The organism is Deltaproteobacteria bacterium (assembly GCA_016219225.1).
Taxonomy (GTDB): domain Bacteria; phylum Desulfobacterota; class RBG-13-43-22; order RBG-13-43-22; family RBG-13-43-22; genus RBG-13-43-22.
In genome coordinates, this window is the sequence record JACRBX010000350.1 from 1 (window position 1) to 17,494 (window position 17,494).

At 51.7% G+C, this 17,494-nt stretch carries 12 protein-coding genes; 4 read left to right on the forward strand and 8 right to left on the reverse strand.

Going from position 1 to position 17,494, the window contains the following annotated elements; translation table 11 throughout:
- Positions 1-912 (forward strand): FtsX-like permease family protein (locus tag HY879_28070; GenBank protein MBI5607207.1); only part of this gene is annotated, 912 nt, incomplete at its 5' end.
- 187 nt (positions 913-1,099) lie between these two features.
- Positions 1,100-2,287, forward strand: a complete 1,188-nt coding sequence (locus tag HY879_28075; GenBank protein ID MBI5607208.1) for a carotenoid 1,2-hydratase — start codon at positions 1,100-1,102, stop codon at positions 2,285-2,287.
- A gap of 207 nt (positions 2,288-2,494) precedes the next feature.
- Here HY879_28075 and HY879_28080 read toward each other — a convergent pair whose 3' ends face one another.
- Positions 2,495-3,910, reverse strand: a complete 1,416-nt coding sequence (locus tag HY879_28080; protein ID MBI5607209.1) for a CoA-binding protein — start codon at positions 3,908-3,910, stop codon at positions 2,495-2,497.
- A 116-nt stretch (positions 3,911-4,026) separates the two neighbouring features.
- Entirely contained in the window at positions 4,027-5,238 is a 1,212-nt protein-coding gene (locus HY879_28085; protein ID MBI5607210.1) for a CoA transferase, read from the reverse strand.
- Between the two features lie 424 nt (positions 5,239-5,662).
- Here HY879_28085 and HY879_28090 point away from each other — a divergent pair, with 424 nt between their 5' ends.
- Both HY879_28090 and HY879_28095 read left to right on the forward strand, forming a co-directional pair.
- Positions 5,663-6,076 carry a hypothetical protein gene (locus tag HY879_28090; GenBank protein ID MBI5607211.1) on the forward strand — a complete coding sequence of 138 codons (414 nt, stop codon included), beginning with the start codon at positions 5,663-5,665 and terminating at the stop codon, positions 6,074-6,076.
- A 92-nt stretch (positions 6,077-6,168) separates the two neighbouring features.
- Entirely contained in the window at positions 6,169-6,414 is a 246-nt protein-coding gene (locus tag HY879_28095; protein MBI5607212.1) for an AbrB/MazE/SpoVT family DNA-binding domain-containing protein, read from the forward strand.
- 336 nt (positions 6,415-6,750) lie between these two features.
- On the opposite strand, the gene HY879_28100 is transcribed toward HY879_28095, so the two are convergent.
- The 6 genes from HY879_28100 to HY879_28125 form a co-directional block, all read right to left on the reverse strand.
- A complete protein-coding gene (locus HY879_28100) occupies positions 6,751-8,535 on the reverse strand; it encodes a response regulator (protein MBI5607213.1) in 1,785 nt (594 codons plus the stop codon).
- 301 nt (positions 8,536-8,836) lie between these two features.
- Entirely contained in the window at positions 8,837-10,009 is a 1,173-nt protein-coding gene (locus HY879_28105) for a response regulator (protein ID MBI5607214.1), read from the reverse strand.
- Positions 10,010-10,093: 84 nt separating this feature from the next.
- Entirely contained in the window at positions 10,094-10,438 is a 345-nt protein-coding gene (locus tag HY879_28110; protein ID MBI5607215.1) for a four helix bundle protein, read from the reverse strand.
- Positions 10,439-10,471: 33 nt separating this feature from the next.
- A complete protein-coding gene (locus tag HY879_28115; GenBank protein ID MBI5607216.1) occupies positions 10,472-11,176 on the reverse strand; it encodes a chemotaxis protein CheB in 705 nt (234 codons plus the stop codon).
- Positions 11,177-11,271: 95 nt separating this feature from the next.
- Positions 11,272-12,099 carry a protein-glutamate O-methyltransferase CheR gene (locus HY879_28120; protein ID MBI5607217.1) on the reverse strand — a complete coding sequence of 276 codons (828 nt, stop codon included), beginning with the start codon at positions 12,097-12,099 and terminating at the stop codon, positions 11,272-11,274.
- 103 nt (positions 12,100-12,202) lie between these two features.
- The coding region (locus HY879_28125) for a HAMP domain-containing protein (protein ID MBI5607218.1) at positions 12,203-17,494 on the reverse strand (5,292 nt) is incomplete at its 5' end.

A 17,494-nucleotide genomic window follows, 5' to 3' on the forward strand; every position in this document is an offset into this window, starting at 1 on the left:
GAATTTTTCAAAGAATTATCCGATATTTATTATTACCGGGGTTTGACCACGGAGTTAAAAGGACTCCCGATCCGCCTCTGGGCCGGGAATCTGGCGGTCATCCAACGCCACGGGGGATTGGCCTTTACACAGGGAAAGGCAGAAGCCATTTTTCAAAATGCCTTGACCGGGGAAGGAATCCTCATTTCCGAAGTCCTGGCCAATCAACTCTCCTTAAAGCGCGGGGACCGTTTGGACCTGGTAACTGCCCAAGGACCCCGTCTTTTTCAAGTGGCCGGCATATTCTATGATTATCGAACCGAAGGCGGGGCTATCTGGATGGACCGGGCCGTATTCCTTAAATATTGGAAAGACCCCCGGATCAACGGTCTTCGACTCTATCTGAAGGACCCTGCCCGGCTTCATCAGGTACGGGAAGACCTTTATAAAAAATTTGCCGGGCAGGTTTCCCTGGTGATTATTTCCAATAAGGAATTGAGGGATCAAATCCTGAATATCTTTGACCAGACCTTTCAGGTGACCTATATCCTGGAGGCTATTGCCATACTGGTGGCCTTTTTAGGGCTCCTCCATTCCAGTTCCATTTCCGTACTCTTTAGGGAGAAGGAACTGGGGATCCTCAAGGCCCTGGGGGCCTTGCCGGGACAGATTCGGCGGATGATCCTGACCGAAACCGCCCTGATGGGGATCTTCAGTTTCATCTGGGGAGGGCTGGCCGGGACCTTGCTTTCACTGATCCTGATCCTGGTCATTAATAAGCAATCCTTCGGCTGGACCATCCCTTTTCACTGGTCCTTTTGGATTTATCTGCAGACCCTGGGCATCATCGTCCTGGGGTCGATAGTTGCCGGCTGGATCCCGGCGATCATGGCGGTTCGAAGGAGTACGCAGGAGATGATCAGGGAAGAATAAATGCCGAGTGCGGATTTCGGAGTGCGGATTTCGGAATGGGGGATGGGAAAGGGGAGGGGCGAGTGACGGGTAAAAGACTGGGATTTGTGACGGGTGACGGGAAAAATCGAATAGGGGGACAAGGAGTGGCGGGTGATGAGAATAATAGAAACAAGGGGCGAGTGGACATAGGGAATGAGGATAGAAAATGAATAAAATTGAAAGTTTTCTCAAGACCCTTTTCTCCCTTCTTTTCACCCGTCACCCGTCACCCGTCACTCGTCACACTATTTTACCCGTCACCCTTTCTATCCTCCTTCTCCTTCTAATCGGCATCAACCCGGCCTATTCTGAAAAGCCGCCCGAATTCCAGGTCGCCCTGCCGGGTTGGAAGTTTAAGTTTCCCAGGGACCATGGGGTTCACCGGCCATTCAAAACCGAATGGTGGTATTATAACGGGCACCTCAAAGATCCTGAAGGGAACGGTTATGGTTATCAGGTGACTTTTTTCCGGGTGGGATTGGTTCCCGGCAGGCCTCCCCAAAAGGGTTCCCGCTGGCGGTTGGGTGAGGTCTACCTGGCCCACCTGGCCGTTACCGATATCAGGAATAAAACCTTTCTTTATCAGGAAAAGGCCGGCCGGGGAAATTTGGGATTGGCCGGAGCAGATGAAACTAAATACCGGGTCTGGCTGGAGACCTGGAAAGTAGAGGAAGAAGGCCAACAACAGCGATTAATCGCAGGGGATGGGGACCTTTTTCTGGATCTGAAAGTCAGACCGACCCGGTCGGCGGTTATTCATGGAGTCCACGGGGTCAGTCAAAAAGGGGCCGGCCCTGGACAGGCCTCCCATTACTATTCCCTGACCCGCCTGGAAACCAAAGGATTTATAAAATTGAAGGGAAAGGATATCCCGGTGACCGGGATAAGCTGGATGGACCATGAGTTCGGGAGCAATCAATTAGCCGAAACGCAGGTCGGCTGGGACTGGTTTTCCGTGCAATTAGACAATGGGATGGATCTTATGATCTATCAGCTCCGACAGGCCGATGGCCGGGCCGATCCCCACTCCAGCGGAACCCTGGTCCGGCCCGATTCCCGAACGATTCATCTTCCCTGGTCTGAAATCCAACTCCGGCCCCTGAATTTTTGGAAAAGTGCCCGAAGTGGGGCCACCTACCCGGCCTCCTGGGAAATCGATCTGTCTGGTTATGATTTGAAGTTGTCCATTGTTCCCCTGGTGGCCGATCAGGAATTGATGACCCCCAGGAGTACCCGGGTCACCTATTGGGAAGGGGCCGTCAAGGTGAAAGGCACCCATAAAGGCCGGTCCGTTGAAGGGAAGGGCTATCTGGAAATGACCGGCTATGATCAGCGTTTCAGGCCGAAGATTTAAAAGAGTGGTAAATCCATTCTGATGGATTCGTAAAAAGTCTCCGAAACCTGCATTACGTCATTCCGGCGAAAGCCGGAATCCAGTGTTTTTAATTGGTTTGTCATGACATGGATTCCCGCCTGCGCCCTCCCCTCCGGCCTGGAAGCGGGGGTGTAGTACCCTAAGGGACGGAATTGGGAATGACGAGTTTTTACAAGTCGATCATAGTTATTTTCTTTGAAGCCGGTCGGCATATTTGAATAACAGCCCCAGGGCCTTGATACATCGTTCCGGTTCGCCGAAAACCGGGAAGCCGAGCTCCTCAATTCGATTCTTCAGATCAAGCACCTTGGCCGAGTCGGGACCGTAAATCCAGGTTACCACCGGCTTCCGGGCCGAAGCCTTCAAGACTTCATAGGCCTCGAGATAGGCCTTTTTGTTGTGGCCGCCCGCGTCGGCCCAAAGGACGTTGAACAGAGAATCCACATTTTCGTCTTTAAGGACCGCTTGCAGAATCCCCGAATACACGGTGGAGAAGTCTTTTACCGAGGGTATCATGGGGCCGATATCGACCGGCATACTCCCCAATCCGGGGAACAGGTCTTCGAACAGCCCGGCCGTCTCGGGGGACAAACCCGCCATGATCAAACCGTATTTAGCCCCTTCATCCGCGGCCTGCACCCCTATGGCTCCGGTATAGCTGACCAGACCGAAACGGTTTCCCCTCGGAAGGGGCTGGGAGGCAAAGATCTTGGGGAGTTCAAAAAGTTCATTAAAGGCCTGGAGCCGCAGGATCCCTGACTGCCGGCAGGCGGCCTCGAAGATCTTATCGTCAATGGCCAGAGAGCCGGTGTGGGATGCGGAGGCCCGGGCTCCTTCCCTGGTGGCCCCCACTTTGAGAGCCAAAATAGGTTTTTGCGCGGCAACCCGCTCACAAATTTTAAGAAACCGCTTCCCGTCCCGAATGGTCTCAAGATACATACTGATGACCTCGGTGGTCGGATCATTTTCCAGATATTCCAGAAGGTCGCATTCGTCCAGATCGCACTTGTTTCCGAAATCGCAGAGTTTGCTGATGCCGAATCTGAGATCCGGGTAGGGGTAGGCCTGGGGGTTGATCATCCCGGTCTGAGAGATGATGGTCACTCCCCCTTTTTTGAATCCGTAGTAACCGGCATCGTAGGGAGAAGGATTGAAGCCGTTGTGGTTGTTGACGATACCGGCCGTGTTGGGGCCGATAATCCGTACCCCCCATTCCCTGGCAATCCCCGCCACCTCCTCCTGCAGCCTGGCCCCTTCCCGGTCTCTTTCGGCGAATCCGTCCGCCACCAGGACAATGGCCCGGATACCGCTTTCAGCACATTCCCGGATGACCCCTGGAACATGCCGGGCATTGATCATAATCAGGGCCAGGTCGACCTTTGAAGGGATCTCCCGAATCGAAGGAGAAACCTTTATACCCAGCACCTCTTTATACGCCGGATTGACCGGATAAATCCGGCCGCCGTAACCGGCCTTCAAAAGGGATTTGATAACCACATATCCGCCGAAGGCCCCTGCTCTGAAAGACCCGATGATCGCCACACTCTTCGGTTCGAAAAAAATGGCGAAATCAGGGGGTGGGTTCGATCCGCTTGCTGCCATAAAAACGCTTCCTTCCAGAATCAGGATTTAAATTTTTCATTGTACTGTTTCCGGGAGGTTTCGTCAAAAGGAAAATCCCCCTTATCCTTCTCCGCTGCCGGAAGTCTTGCCCCATTTTACCCGACAATTTTCTCCTTTCTAAGACCGGCGATTGCATCGCTGCTGAATCCCAGGCTGCTCAGGATCTCATCGGTATGCTCTCCGAAACGAGGGGCCGGGCGCCGCCAGGAGGCCGGTGTTTCGCTGAAATCCCAGGGGAATCCCGGCATTTTCAAAGGCCCCCATTCGGGATGCTCCACTTCGATAAAATAATTATTGGCCCTGGCCTGCAGATCCTGGGTGACTTCCAGAGGGGTCTGGACCGGGGTGAAGATACAGCCTTCCTCCTTGAGGCGCTGCATCCATTCCTCCCGGGTCCTGGTTTCAAAACGTTGATCCAATAGGGCCACCAGTTCTTTGGCATGCCGTCCCCGGGCCTCAATGCCTTTGAATCGCAGGTCTTCCTGCAATGCCTCCAGGTCCAGGGCCTTACAGATTTTTGGCCAATACCGATCCGGGTCCAGGTGGGCAATAGCCAGCCATTTATCATCCCGGCAGCGATAATGGTTGTAAAGGGGATTGCCGGCCTGGGCCCTGACCTGACGGGGAAATTCCTGACCCATGATAGCCGGGGCCGCCAGGATAAAGGCCAGGGTCCCGATAAGACCGCCCATCAGGGAGGTGTCCACCACCTGGCCCAAACCGGTCTTTTCCCGGGCATAAAGGGCGGCAGTCACCCCCCAGGCGCACATTAAACCGCCTATTTCATCTCCGATTCCCGGAAGAATTTGGGTCGGAGGCGCACCCTTTTCCCCGCAGGCCATCATTAAACCGCATCGGGCAATTCCGGTGTAATCAAAAGACAGGTCTTCGGCCTCAGGTCCCTTCCGGCCCCAGCCCGAGGCATGGGCGTAAATCAACCTTGGATTCCTGGCCAACAGCACCTCCGGGCCGATTCCCATCTTGGCCGGGGCACCGATACTCATGTTGTTAAGAAAAACGTCGGCCCGGTCGATCAATTGGAGTAATATCTCCATTCCCTTTCCGGTCTTGAGATCGACCGCGATAGCGCGCTTATTACGGTTCCCGTGCTCAAAATAATAGTTGTGCCCTTTAAGACCGGCCATGGCACCAATGATTTTCATAAAACCCCGGCCCGGATCCCCTGTCAGGGGTTCCACTTTAATGACATCCGCCCCCAGGTCCCCCAACCGCATGCCAGCCACCGGCCCTTGTTGAAACAGGCTGATTTCTACTACCTTGATCCCATCCAAAGCTCCCTTTTTCATGTGCCATCCTCCTTTTTTTTAAGTCATCAGAAATAAAAAAAGGGCCATGAGTTATTACCCATGGCCCAAAAATAATACACTGAGGCCCGTGGGCATCCCCTTCCGGGTCTGCCCATGTCCTCTCTCTATCTTATTTTATGGTTGAAAGGAGAAGAGGGCAGACCCGTTCCTAAAGCTAAAAAAGCAAAAGCCTTGGAAACGGAAGTGCCCTCTGTCTTTCATCCCGAACAATTCTTTCTTTACTTTTTAATATATTATATTACTAAAGCGGATTCAGCAACTGGTGTCAACTAATTTTTATGGATTATTCAAAATTTCAAACCCGGAATCCAAATTCCAAAATTCTAAATTCCCCCTTGACAATCCCCCCGTCTCCTCCTAAAATTATTCCAAACAGGCAACTAACGACTTTTTGGGTTATTCTATGAAAAAAATCATCTTAGCTTCAATGGCTTTTTTTCTGCTTTTGCCTTACCTCGTTCAGGCCAGGGATGTCCCCTTTACCCAAGAGGACCGCGACCGGATCATCCGACTGGAAGAGGGACAAAAATCCTTACAGAAACAGATCGATGAATTGCGCTCTTCTCTCCAAAGACAGATTGTTGATTCACACACCTCTCTCCAAAGGCAGATTGATGATATCAAAACCTTTCTGCTCTGGGGCTTCGGAATCCTGTTCAGTCTCATGTCTGTTCTCATCGGCTTTGTCCTCTGGGACCGCCGGACAGCCGTGGCCCCGGTCATCCAGCGTACCGAACGGATCGAATTGGCCTTAAAACAATTAGCCATCAAAAATCCCGAAATATCCGAGGCCCTGAGGCAGGCAGGACTGCTTTGATTTTGGATTTAAAAACCAATTCAAGTTCAGATTTCATGAGTAAAATCTAAAATCTCCATTCTGCATTCTAAATTTAATCTGGAGATAAACTTATGCAAATGGTAAAACTTTCCGCCAAGGGGCAAATCGTTATCCCGAAAGCCATTCGGGACAAACTGGGATTAAAACCACGAAGACCAATTATTCTTCAGTTATACAAAGATCATGTTGAAATCAAAGCCGTCCCTGATGTTAAAAAGGCCCTTAAAGGAATTTTTAAAGGAAAACCCTCTATGAGCCGATCACTGATCAATGAACATCTATCGGAGGTCCAGCGTGATGAAACCGTTTCTCTTTGATGCCTTTCCTCTTTTGTGTTGGTTCCAGGAAGAGCCCGGCTATACCATAGTGGGCAACTTGTTAAATGAAGCCGAAGCGACCCTGAATATAAAAAGGTTGAAAAGCTCATAAAAATCCTCTGGCTAAAATAGGCCCTCCGAACTTATAACCCTACTTCGTCCAACCGAACGAATTGAATTGGCCCTAAAACAATTAGCCCTAAAAAATCCCGAAATATCCGAGGCCCTGAGACAAGCAGAACTGCTTTGATAATGCAAATTTAAGATTTCAAAATTAAGAATTAAAAACAAAACCTCCATTCTGCAATCTGCATTCTAAAATCTGCCTTTTTTGTCTTACTCAAACCGGAATCCTTTCTCCTTAAAGAGTTTCAGACAGGCATCAACTGCCTGCGGGTCGTAAAGGCAGTCCCTTTTGAGGGAGATTTCTTCCAGAGCCTTATCGATACCCAGAGTTGGACGATAAGGGCGGTGGGAGGCCATGGCCTCGACCACGTCGGCCACGGCCAGAATCCGTGCTTCCAGGAGAATATCTTCGCCCTTCAAGCCCAGAGGATATCCGGATCCATCCATCCTTTCATGGTGTTGAAGAATGATTCTGGCTAAGGGCCAGGGGAAATCGATCTCTTTCAGGATGTCATAGGCGGATTGGGAGTGGTTTTTTATCAAACTGAATTCAATATCGGATAAGGGGATTGGTTTGCTAAGAATCTCGGCTGGAATGGATATTTTACCCACATCATGAATGAGACCGGCCATATGGAGCCCTTCGAGAAAATCCCTTGAAAAGCCCATTTCTTGGGCTATGGCCCTAGCCAGGTCGGCGACCCGCCTCTGGTGGCCGGCGGTATAAGGATCCCTGGTTTCAACGGTCATGGACAAGGTCTGAACGATCCCGGATGTGGCCTTTCTGAGTTTTTCAACAGTCCTTCGGACATCTTCTTCCGCCTTTTTACGCTTGGTAATATCCACAACTACGGAGATAAGGCATTCTGTTCCGTTCAGGATAATGATATTGTTGGACCAGGAGAAGTTGCGCAATTCACCGGATTTCATCCTGAAGATTACTTCCTGGTCTTTTAGGCCCTGCCTTTTTTTACAGGTTTCTATAAATTGAACCCTCTCTTCAAGATCAACCCATAGACCGAGATCAAAGATGGTGTGCCCGATGGCCTCCTCCTTGGTATAACCGGTGATGGTTGAAAAGGTCTCATTGACCTCCAAGATTCGACCTTCCTCTAAAGTAGTCAGGGCAACCCATACCGGACTGGTATGAAAGGTCAGGGCAAATTTTTCCTCCGAGGCTTTCAGGGCCTTTTGTTGCCGGATCATTTCAGTAAAATGATAGGCATTTTCTATGACGAAAGGAAGCTTGTTGAGGTAACCGGGAGATTTGGCGACATAATCATTGGCTCCCAACTTTAAGGCCGTAACAGCCACCTCTTCATCCCCTTGGCCGGTGATAAGGACCACGGGCAGGCTTTCCTTATGCTCCGAGCGGACCGTTTTTAAAATTTCCAGGGCGTCCCCGCCGAGTAGTTTATAGTCCAGGAGGATAATATCGATTTTTTTCTTCCGATCTTGATCCATTAAATATTCCAATACATCCTTTTTTGAATTGACAAGAGTCAACTGGATATGGGGGGCATGGGCCAAAAAATGTTTCTGAGTGAGTTCCCATTCCTGTAAATTGTCTTCGGCATAAAGGACCATCAGGGGCTTGGCCCGCTGGAATGCCTGCCTTTGAAAATTGCTCAAGACATTGTCTATGATTTGGGGAAGCTTTTCTAAATATCCCCTCCGTTTTACGATATAATCATCGGCGCCGGCTTTAATGGCGGTCACCGCTGTTTCCTGGCTTCCGCTCCCGGTAACCATAATCACCGGCAACGATATGGACCGTCCCCGGATGTGGCTGACAATGGACCGTCCATCACCATCCGGGAGCTTCATGTCCGCAAGGACCAGGTCATAGATTTTATAATTTTGGTCTTTTAATCGAGCTAGTGCTTCTCGTTTCGTATGCACAATTTCCAGCTCTATGTGGGGAGCGATCCGGGCCAATTTGGTTCGCGTCAACTCGGCATCAATCGGATCGTCTTCAACATACAGAACCTTCATGGGAACCTCCCTTTTTTGATTTTGGATTTAAAACCAATACAAGCTCAGATTTCAGAAGTAAAATCCGAAATCTGACAAGGTCATAAAAAGTCAAAAATGCCTTATTCCCGTGGAAGCTTGTCCTCGCAAGTCTTAATCGGGGGCGGGAATCCAGTGTTTTTAATTTGGTTATCCGTGGCCTGGATTCCCGCCTTCGCGGGAATGACGAGTTTTTATGAGACCATCAAATCCCACTTCCGCCTTTATCCAGCATCCAGCCCTTTGCCCTTCGCCTTTCAATCCAAAATCCAAATTCCAAAATCTAAAATCCGCCTTGTAGTGTAAAATAAAAAGTCGCCCCCTTTCCTTCCTCCCCTTCAGCCCAGACCTCTCCACCATGACGGCGAATGATGCGGGCCACGGTGGCCAGACCGATCCCGGTCCCTTCGAATTCGTTCAAACCGTGCAGTCGTTGAAAAGGAGTGAACAGTTTTCCGGCCTGGGACATATTAAATCCTGCCCCATTATCCCGGATGAAAAAGGCCGCTTTTCCCTCTTGGGTTTTTATACTCCCGACTTCTATTAGGGCTTTGGGATTCTTCCCGGTAAACTTCCAGGCGTTTCCAAACAAATTTTCCAGCACTATGCGCAAAAGATGGTGGTCTCCTGTGACCTTTATCCCTTGCTGGATGACCCATTCCACAGCTCTTTCGGGTTGGTTAGACTGGATTTCCTTCGAGACGGTCACGGCCAGTTCGCTAAGGTCTATTTCCTCCTGGCGCAAACCCATTCTGGTTATCCTGGAAAGCTTGAGCAGATCTTCGATAAGGAGGTTCATCCTCTCTGCAGCTCGTTCGATATTGAGGAGATATCTTCGACCGTTTTCATCCAGTTTATCTGCAAATTCCTCTCTTAGCAGGGTGGCAAAGCCGTCGAGGCCCCTCAGAGGGGCCCTGAGGTCATGAGATACGGAATAGGAAAAGGTCTCCAGTTCTTTGTTAGTCATTTCGAGATCCCTGTTCAGCCTGGTTATTTCTTCGATCTTTTCCTGGAGTGCCTGATTAAGGGCCAAAAGCTGGTCTGCTTGCGTCTTAACGTCTTGGGATACTTTGTACATTTTGACGAAGGCGGCCACTTTCGCCTTAAGAATATTGGGATCATAGGGCTTAAAAATATAATCTACGCCCCCTGTCTGATATCCCAGGGAGATATATTCGGTTTCCTTGCTGATGGCCGTCACAAAGATGATAGGAACTTCTTTAGATTTTTCACGGGCCTTGATCATCCGGGCCGTCTCAAAACCATCCATATCCGGCATCTGCACATCCAGGAGGATTAAAGCGAACTCTTCTTTGAGGACCAGCCGTAAGGCTTCCCTGCCGGAGTTGGCTTTAATCAGATTGTATTCCGGATGATCCAGCAAGGCCTCCAGGGACAGGAGGTTCTGGGGCTGATCATCCACCAGGAGGAGGTTGATTTTTTCAGTCAACGGCATGGAAACACCTTTGGATTTTGGAATTTGGATTTTGGATTGAACGGCAAAAACCCTACACCTTATAATCCAAATTCCAAAATCTCATCATTTTGTATTCCTTTTTCGAACCGTTTTTATTGAAGCAACGATTATTGACAACAATTCATTACATTCCTTGATTAACGGATCAACGATTTTTTGAGATAGTATTTCCATCTCTTTCAACAACTCCAGCCAAAATAAAGTTTCATCAGCTTCTTCTTCGACTATCGCCAGTTTGAAAATAAAATCCGGCCTTGATTTTGCCCGACAGGCAGCCCGGTAATTGGCTGCCATGGAGGTTCCGGAACGAAATATTTGATTGCCAATCAACCATCCTTCTCTTTTTTCTGGAAGCGTTCGGCAAAGTTTAATGATCTCTTTAGCAAATTCCTTGGTTCGTTTTTTCATCCCATCTTCAATCCAAATTCCAAAATCAAAAATCTAAAATAATTTTCCCAGCGCCTTCCCAATCTCCTCCAAACTCATCACCCGATCCACCCACGCCGCCTTGATAGCCGCTTCCGGCATGGCCGGGGCCTCGGCGGTTATGGGATCCTGTACAATGGCCCGGCCTCCGCGGTGCTTGATGACCGATAGTCCTTTGGCTCCATCTTCGCTATTGCCGGTCAGGATAATACCCGTCACCCCGGGGCCATAGGCCTCGGCTGCGGATTCAAACAGCACATCAATAGAAGGCCGGGCATAATTCACCGGCTCTTCGGTGGACAGGGCGAAGTGAATTTTAGATTTTGGATTGGGGATTTTGGATTTTGGATTTATTTTTCCCCAGGTTCTTTGCTCGTTACCGAATGTCCTTCCGTCCTTCAATCCAAAATCCAAAATCCAAAATCCAAAATCTTTTTCTATGAGCAGATGATAATCCGCCGGCGCCAGATAAATCCTCCCCGGTTCCACAGGCATCTTATCCTCCGCTTCCACGACCGGCAGGCGGGCCGCCTTTTGAAGTTGTTCTGCCAAACTTTCCCGGGAATCCCTGCCCCGATGCAGAACGATAATCAAGGGGATAGGGAAGTCCTCAGGTAGGGCAGATAACACCACCTTCAGGGCCTCATACCCACCCAGCGAAGCCCCCACTACAATGATTTTGGGTTGCGGATTTTGGATTTTGGATTTTCTGGTTGTCATCATTAGTCGCTTACATAGCACTATTTAGAAAAAAAATTATGTGTTTGCTTTTAAAATTAAGAATTGCCTTTCAATCCAAAATCCAAATTCCAAAATCATTTTATTTTTCGGAAGATCTTCTCCCTCCCATCCACTTCCTCATAGTCCCCTTCATGGGGAGTGAATTTTAGGGACTCCTTGGCCCCTAAGCAGAGGATGCCGTAATAGCTCAGGCTCTCATAAAGCAGGTGATGAACCCGGTCCTGAAGATCCCGGTTGAAATAGATCATGACATTACGGCAAAGGATGACATTAAATTCGTTGAAGGAACTGTCTGTGACCAGGTTGTGCACGGCGAAGGTGACCTTTTTTGTTAAGTCGGTAGTAAACAGGGCATGATCGTATTTGGCCTTATAATAATCGGATAGATTCTTTTTCCCTCCGGCGGCCTGGTAATTCTTAGTGTTATCCTTCATCTCCTTCAGAGCAAAGATCCCTTCCCTGGCCTTATTGATCAGGGTTTCGTTCATATCCGTAGCATAGATCCGGGTTTTTTCAAGGAGCCCCTCTTCTTTAAGGAGGATGGCTAATGAATAGACCTCTTCCCCGCTGGCACAACCGGCATGCCAGATACGCAAAGAGGGATAGGTCCGTAAAAAAGGCACCACCTTTTTGCGGATAGCCAGATAAAATCCGGGGTCCCGAAAGAGGGCGCTGACATCGATGGAAAGGATATTCAGAAACCGGCCCATAGCCGCCGGATCGTGGAGGATCTTTTCCTGAAGTCCGGAAATCGTCTTAAGACGTTCGGCATTCAGGCACTTGGCCACCCGACGTTTGAGCGAGGCCTGGGCGTAGTCCCGGAAGTCATAACCGTACTTCTCGAAGATCCCCTCCAGGAGGAGTTTCATTTCAATGGGCTCGGTTTCGTTCAGGTTAGACATATTTTTTTATTTCAGAATGCAGATTTCAGAATTAAGATTTTCAACCCAAATTCTGCCTTCTGCATTCTTAAATCTAAAATCAACTCAATCTAAATTCCAAAATTTATTTCTGCATCCAGACCCGCATCAGCGACAACAACTGCTCGGTATTAACCGGCTTGCTGATGTAATCCGAGGCCCCGGCTTCCAGGCACTTCTCCCGGTCGCCCTTCATGGCCTTGGCCGTCAGGGCGAAGATGGGCAGGGTCTCAAATTTCTTTATTTTGCGTATTTGCCGCATGGTTTCATAACCGTCCATCTCCGGCATCATGATATCCATAAGCACTATATCGATCTCCGGGGTCTTTTTCAAGGTCTCAAGGGCCTCTTTGCCACTCTCGGCAGTAAGCACCTCCATCTTCTGGCGTTCCAGGACCGAGGTCAGGGCGAAGAGGTTACGCACATCATCATCCACGATGAGGACCTTCTTTTTCTCCAGGGTCAGATCGGACTGATAGAACTTTTCGATCATTTTTTGTTTGTTCTCCGGTAACTTGCTGGCCACCCGATGGAGAAAAAGGGTGGTTTCGGCCAACAGGCGCTCCGGCGATTGCACGCCCTTGACGATGATGGATTCGGCATATTTTTTCAGTCGGGTCTCCTGATCCCTGGTCAGGTCCCTGGCCGTATAGACAATGACCGGCAAATCCTGAAGCTCCGGTTTTTTCTGCATCTCTTCCAGGACCTTGAAGCCGGAGATATCGGGCAGTCCCAAATCTAAGATCATACAGTCAAAGGTTTTCGCCTTCAGGGCCTTTAAGGCATCCTTACCGGTCTTTACGGCGGTGATCTTCACATCTCCGTTTCCGATCAATTTTTTTATGGCTATCTGGTCGTTCTCTTCATCTTCCACCACCAACAATTCCCTGGTTCGGGTTTTGGTCAGCTTTTGGATGCGGGTAAAGGCATTATCCAGGGCCTCACGGGTCACCGGTTTTTGCAGGTAAGCAAAGGCCCCCCGTTCCAGACCGTGGATCCGGTCGTCTTCCACGGAAATGATATGGACCGGGATGTGCTGGGTTTTGGGATTGAGTTTCAAGCGATCCAGCACGGTCCAGCCGTCGATATCCGGGAGGTGGAGGTCCAGGGTTAAAGCCGCGGGTTGAAATTTTTCGACCAGGGGTAAGACTTCTTCTCCGCTTCCGGTAATCAGCCCTTTAAAGCCTTTTTTATGGGCTGTATCTAAGAGGATCATGGCAAACTTGGGATCGTCTTCCACAATCAGGACCACCTGGTCTCTGTTTTTAATGTCCAGGCGGTCATCCAGGACCTCCCCTGTTTCCCGGTTCCGGGCCTGGGGTTGGGACAAAGGTGAGGAAGACGGAGAGGCGGGGCCGGATTGCCGGCTGTCGGGAAGGTCAGGGGGCGTTTCCGATGAGGCCGATCCGAATAACCCATGGGCCGGCCCGGCATAAATCCGGGGCAAATACAGGGTGAAGGTGCTGCCTTTCCCGGGGGTGCTGACCAGTTTAAGTTCCCCGCCCAGGAGAATGGCTATCTCCCGCGAGATGGCCAGCCCCAGACCGGTGCCGCCATATTTGCGGGAAGTCGAGCCGTCGGCCTGCTGGAAGGCCTCAAAGATGATCCTCTGCTTTTCCGGGGGAATGCCGATGCCGGTATCGGTCACGGCAAAGGCCATGACCTGGTCAGCTTTATTGAGGACATCATGATCCCGGCTCCAGCCGGAAGTCACCGGAGACACTCGCAGGGCCACCTGGCCTTTTTCCGTAAACTTGAAGGAATTGCTCAGGAGGTTTTTGATGATCTGTTGGAGACGCTTTACATCGGTGTGGATCGTGTTGGGTAACTGAGGATTAATCTCGATCTCGAACTCCAGATTCTTGGCTTGGGCCATGTGGCGGAAGGTCCGCTCCGTCTGGGTCTGGAGGTCGGCAAAGGCATAGTCCTCCAGGTCCAAAGTGGCCTTGCCGGATTCGATCTTGGACAGATCCAGGATATCGTTGATCAGGTTGAGCAGATCATTCCCGGAGCCGTGGATGGTTGATGCAAATTCCACCTGCCTGGGATTGAGGTTTCCATCCGGATTTTCCGCCAACTGCTGGGAGAGGATGAGCAGAGAATTTAAGGGCGTCCGCAGCTCATGGCTCATGTTGGCTAAAAATTCACTCTTGTATTTGGAGGTCAGGGCCAATTGTTCAGCCTTATCCTCAATGGCGATTCTGGCTTCATCGATCTCCCGGTTCTTGCGCTCCACCTCTTCGTTTTGTTCGGCCAGAAGCTTGGCCTTCTCTTCCAGTTCCTCATTGGTCTGCTGGAGTTCTTCCTGCTGGTTCTGGAGCTCTTCGGCCAGGGACTGGGACTGCTTGAGGAGCTCTTCGGTGCGCATGGTGGCCTCAATGGTATTGAGCACGATGCCCAGGCTCTCGGTGAGCTGTTCCAGGAAGGTCAAGTGGACGCTGGAATAACGGTCGAAGGAGGCCAGTTCGAATACGGCCTTGACCGCGCCCTCAAAAAGGACCGGCAGGACCACGATGTTCAGGGGCGGAGCCTCGCCCAGACCGGAGGTGATGCGCACATAATCCGGCGGGACCTGGGTCAGCAGGATACGCTGTTTTTCAAAGGCGCATTGTCCGACCAGGCCTTCCCCGACCTTCCAGGTCTTGGAAAGGTTCTTTCGTTCCTGGTATCCGTAGGTGGTCAGCAGCTTAAGCATCTGGGTGGTTTCAGTGGTCTCCATGAGGTAGAAGACCCCGTGCTGACAGGCCACCAGCGGGGCCAGTTCCGAAAGGAGCGTCTGGGCCACGGAGTTGACATCGCGCTGTCCCTGAAGCATCCGGGTGAACTTGGTCAGGTTGGTCTTAAGCCAATCCTGCTCGGCGTTGGTCATGGTCGTTTCCCGCAGATTACGGATCATTTCGTTGATGTTGTCTTTCAGTTCCGAGACTTCGCCCCGGGCCTGAACGGTTACGGCCCGGGACAGGTCGCCCTTGGTCACGGCCGTGGAGACCTCGGCAATGGCCCGGACTTGTTCGGACAGATTGGCCGCCAGTTGGTTGACGTTATCGGTCAGGTCCTTCCAGATCCCGGCCGCACCGGGCACCCTGGCCTGGCCTCCGAGCTTACCATCCACCCCCACCTCCCGGGCCACATTGGTCACCTGGTCCCCGAAGGTAGCCAGGGTGTCAATCATATTATTGATGGTATCGGCTAACGATGCGATCTCTCCCCTGGCCTGGACCGTCAGTTTTTGTTTCAGGTCCCCCGTGGCTACGGCAGTCACCACCTTGGCGATGCCCCGCACCTGATCGGTCAGGTTGGTGGCCATGAGGTTGACGCTGTCGGTCAGGTCCTTCCAGATTCCGGCTACCCCTTTTACCTGGGCCTGGCCCCCGAGCTTGCCGTCCGTGCCCACTTCCCGGGCCACCCGAGTCACCTCCGAGGCAAAGGCATTGAGCTGATCGACCATAGTATTGATGGTGTTTTTGAGTTCCAGCATCTCACCCTTGACATCCACGGTGATTTTCTGGGAAAGATCTCCGGAAGCCACGGCCGTGGTCACTTTGGCGATGTTGCGCACCTGGGCCGTCAGGTTGCTGGCCATGAAGTTGACGCTTTCGGTTAAATCCTTCCAGGTCCCGGCCACACCGGAGACAAACCCTTGGCCCCCCAGCCGGCCTTCGGTGCCCACTTCGCGGGCCACACGGGTGACCTCCGAAGCAAAGGCCCGGAGCTGATCGACCATGGTGTTGATGGTGTCCTTGAGCTGCAGGAATTCCCCTCGGACATCGACGGTGATTTTTTTACCCAGGTCCCCATTGGCCACAGAAACGGTCACCTCGGCGATGTTGCGCACCTGGGCGGTCAGATTGTTGGCCATGAGGTTAACGTTGTCGGTCAGGTCCTTCCAGACCCCGGCCACGCCCTTAACCTCGGCCTGGCCCCCGAGTTTACCTTCGGTGCCGACTTCGCGGGCCACCCGGGTCACCTCCGAGGCAAAGCCGTTGAGCTGATCGACCATGATATTGATGGTGTTCTTCAGTTCCAGGATCTCGCCTTTGACGTCCACGGTGACCTTTTTCGACAGGTCCCCGTTGGCCACGGAAGTGGTCACCGCGGCGATGTTACGCACCTGGTTGGTGAGATTGCTGGCCATGAAGTTGACGCTGTCGGTCAGGTCTTTCCAGGTCCCGGCTACGCCCTTGACCTCGGCCTGGCCACCGAGTTTTCCTTCAGCCCCGACTTCCCGGGCCACCCGGGTGACCTCTGAGGCAAAGGTATTGAGCTGATCGACCATGATGTTAATGGTGTTTTTAAGCTCTAATATCTCCCCCTTGGCTTCGACCGTAATCTTCTGGGTCAGATCCCCGTTGGCCACGGCCGTGGTTACATTGGCGATACCCCGAACCTGATTAGTCAGGTTAGTGGCCATGCTGTTGACGCTGTCGGTCAAATCCTTCCAGGTCCCGGAGACGCCTTCCACCTCGGCCTGCCCCCCCAGCTTGCCGTCCGTACCCACCTCTTTGGCCACCCGGGTCACCTCCGAAGCAAAGCCATTGAGCTGATCGACCATAATATTGATGGTGTTTTTGAGATCCAGAATCTCCCCTTTGACATCCACGGTCATCTTTTTACCCAGGTCGCCGCCGGCCACGGCCGTGGTTACCAGGGCGATGTTACGCACCTGGTTGGTCAGGTTGGCCGCCAGCAGGTTAACGTTATCGGTCAGGTCCTTCCAGATCCCTGAGATCCCGGCCACCTGGGCCTGGCCGCCCAGCTTACCGTCCGTGCCCACCTCCCGGGCCACCCGGGTCACCTCCGAGGCAAAGCCGTTGAGCTGATCGACCATAGTATTGATGGTATTTTTGAGTTCCAGGATCTCACCCATAGCCGCGACCGTAATTTTTTGGGTCAGGTCACCGTTAGCCACGGCCGTGGTCACATTGGCGATGTTGCGCACCTGATCGGTCAGGTTGGCGGCCATGAAATTAACGCTCTCGGTCAGGTCCTTCCAGGTTCCGGAGACGTCTTCGACCTTGGCCTGGCCGCCCAGCTTGCCGTCCGTGCCCACCTCCCGGGCCACCCGGGTTACCTCCGAGGCAAAGGCATTGAGACGGTCCACCATGGCGTTAATGGTATCTTTGAGTTCCAGGATCTCACCCATGGCCTCAACAGTGATCTTTTGGGAAAGATCGCCATTGGCCACGGCCGTAGTTACATTGGCGATGTTGCGCACCTGATTGGTCAGGTTAGCGGCCATGGAGTTAACGCTCTCGGTCAGGTCCTTCCAGGTCCCGGAGACGTCTTCGACCTGGGCCTGTCCTCCAAGTTTGCCGTCTGTGCCCACCTCCCGGGCCACCCGGGTGACCTCCGAGGCAAAGGCATTGAGGCGGTCCAC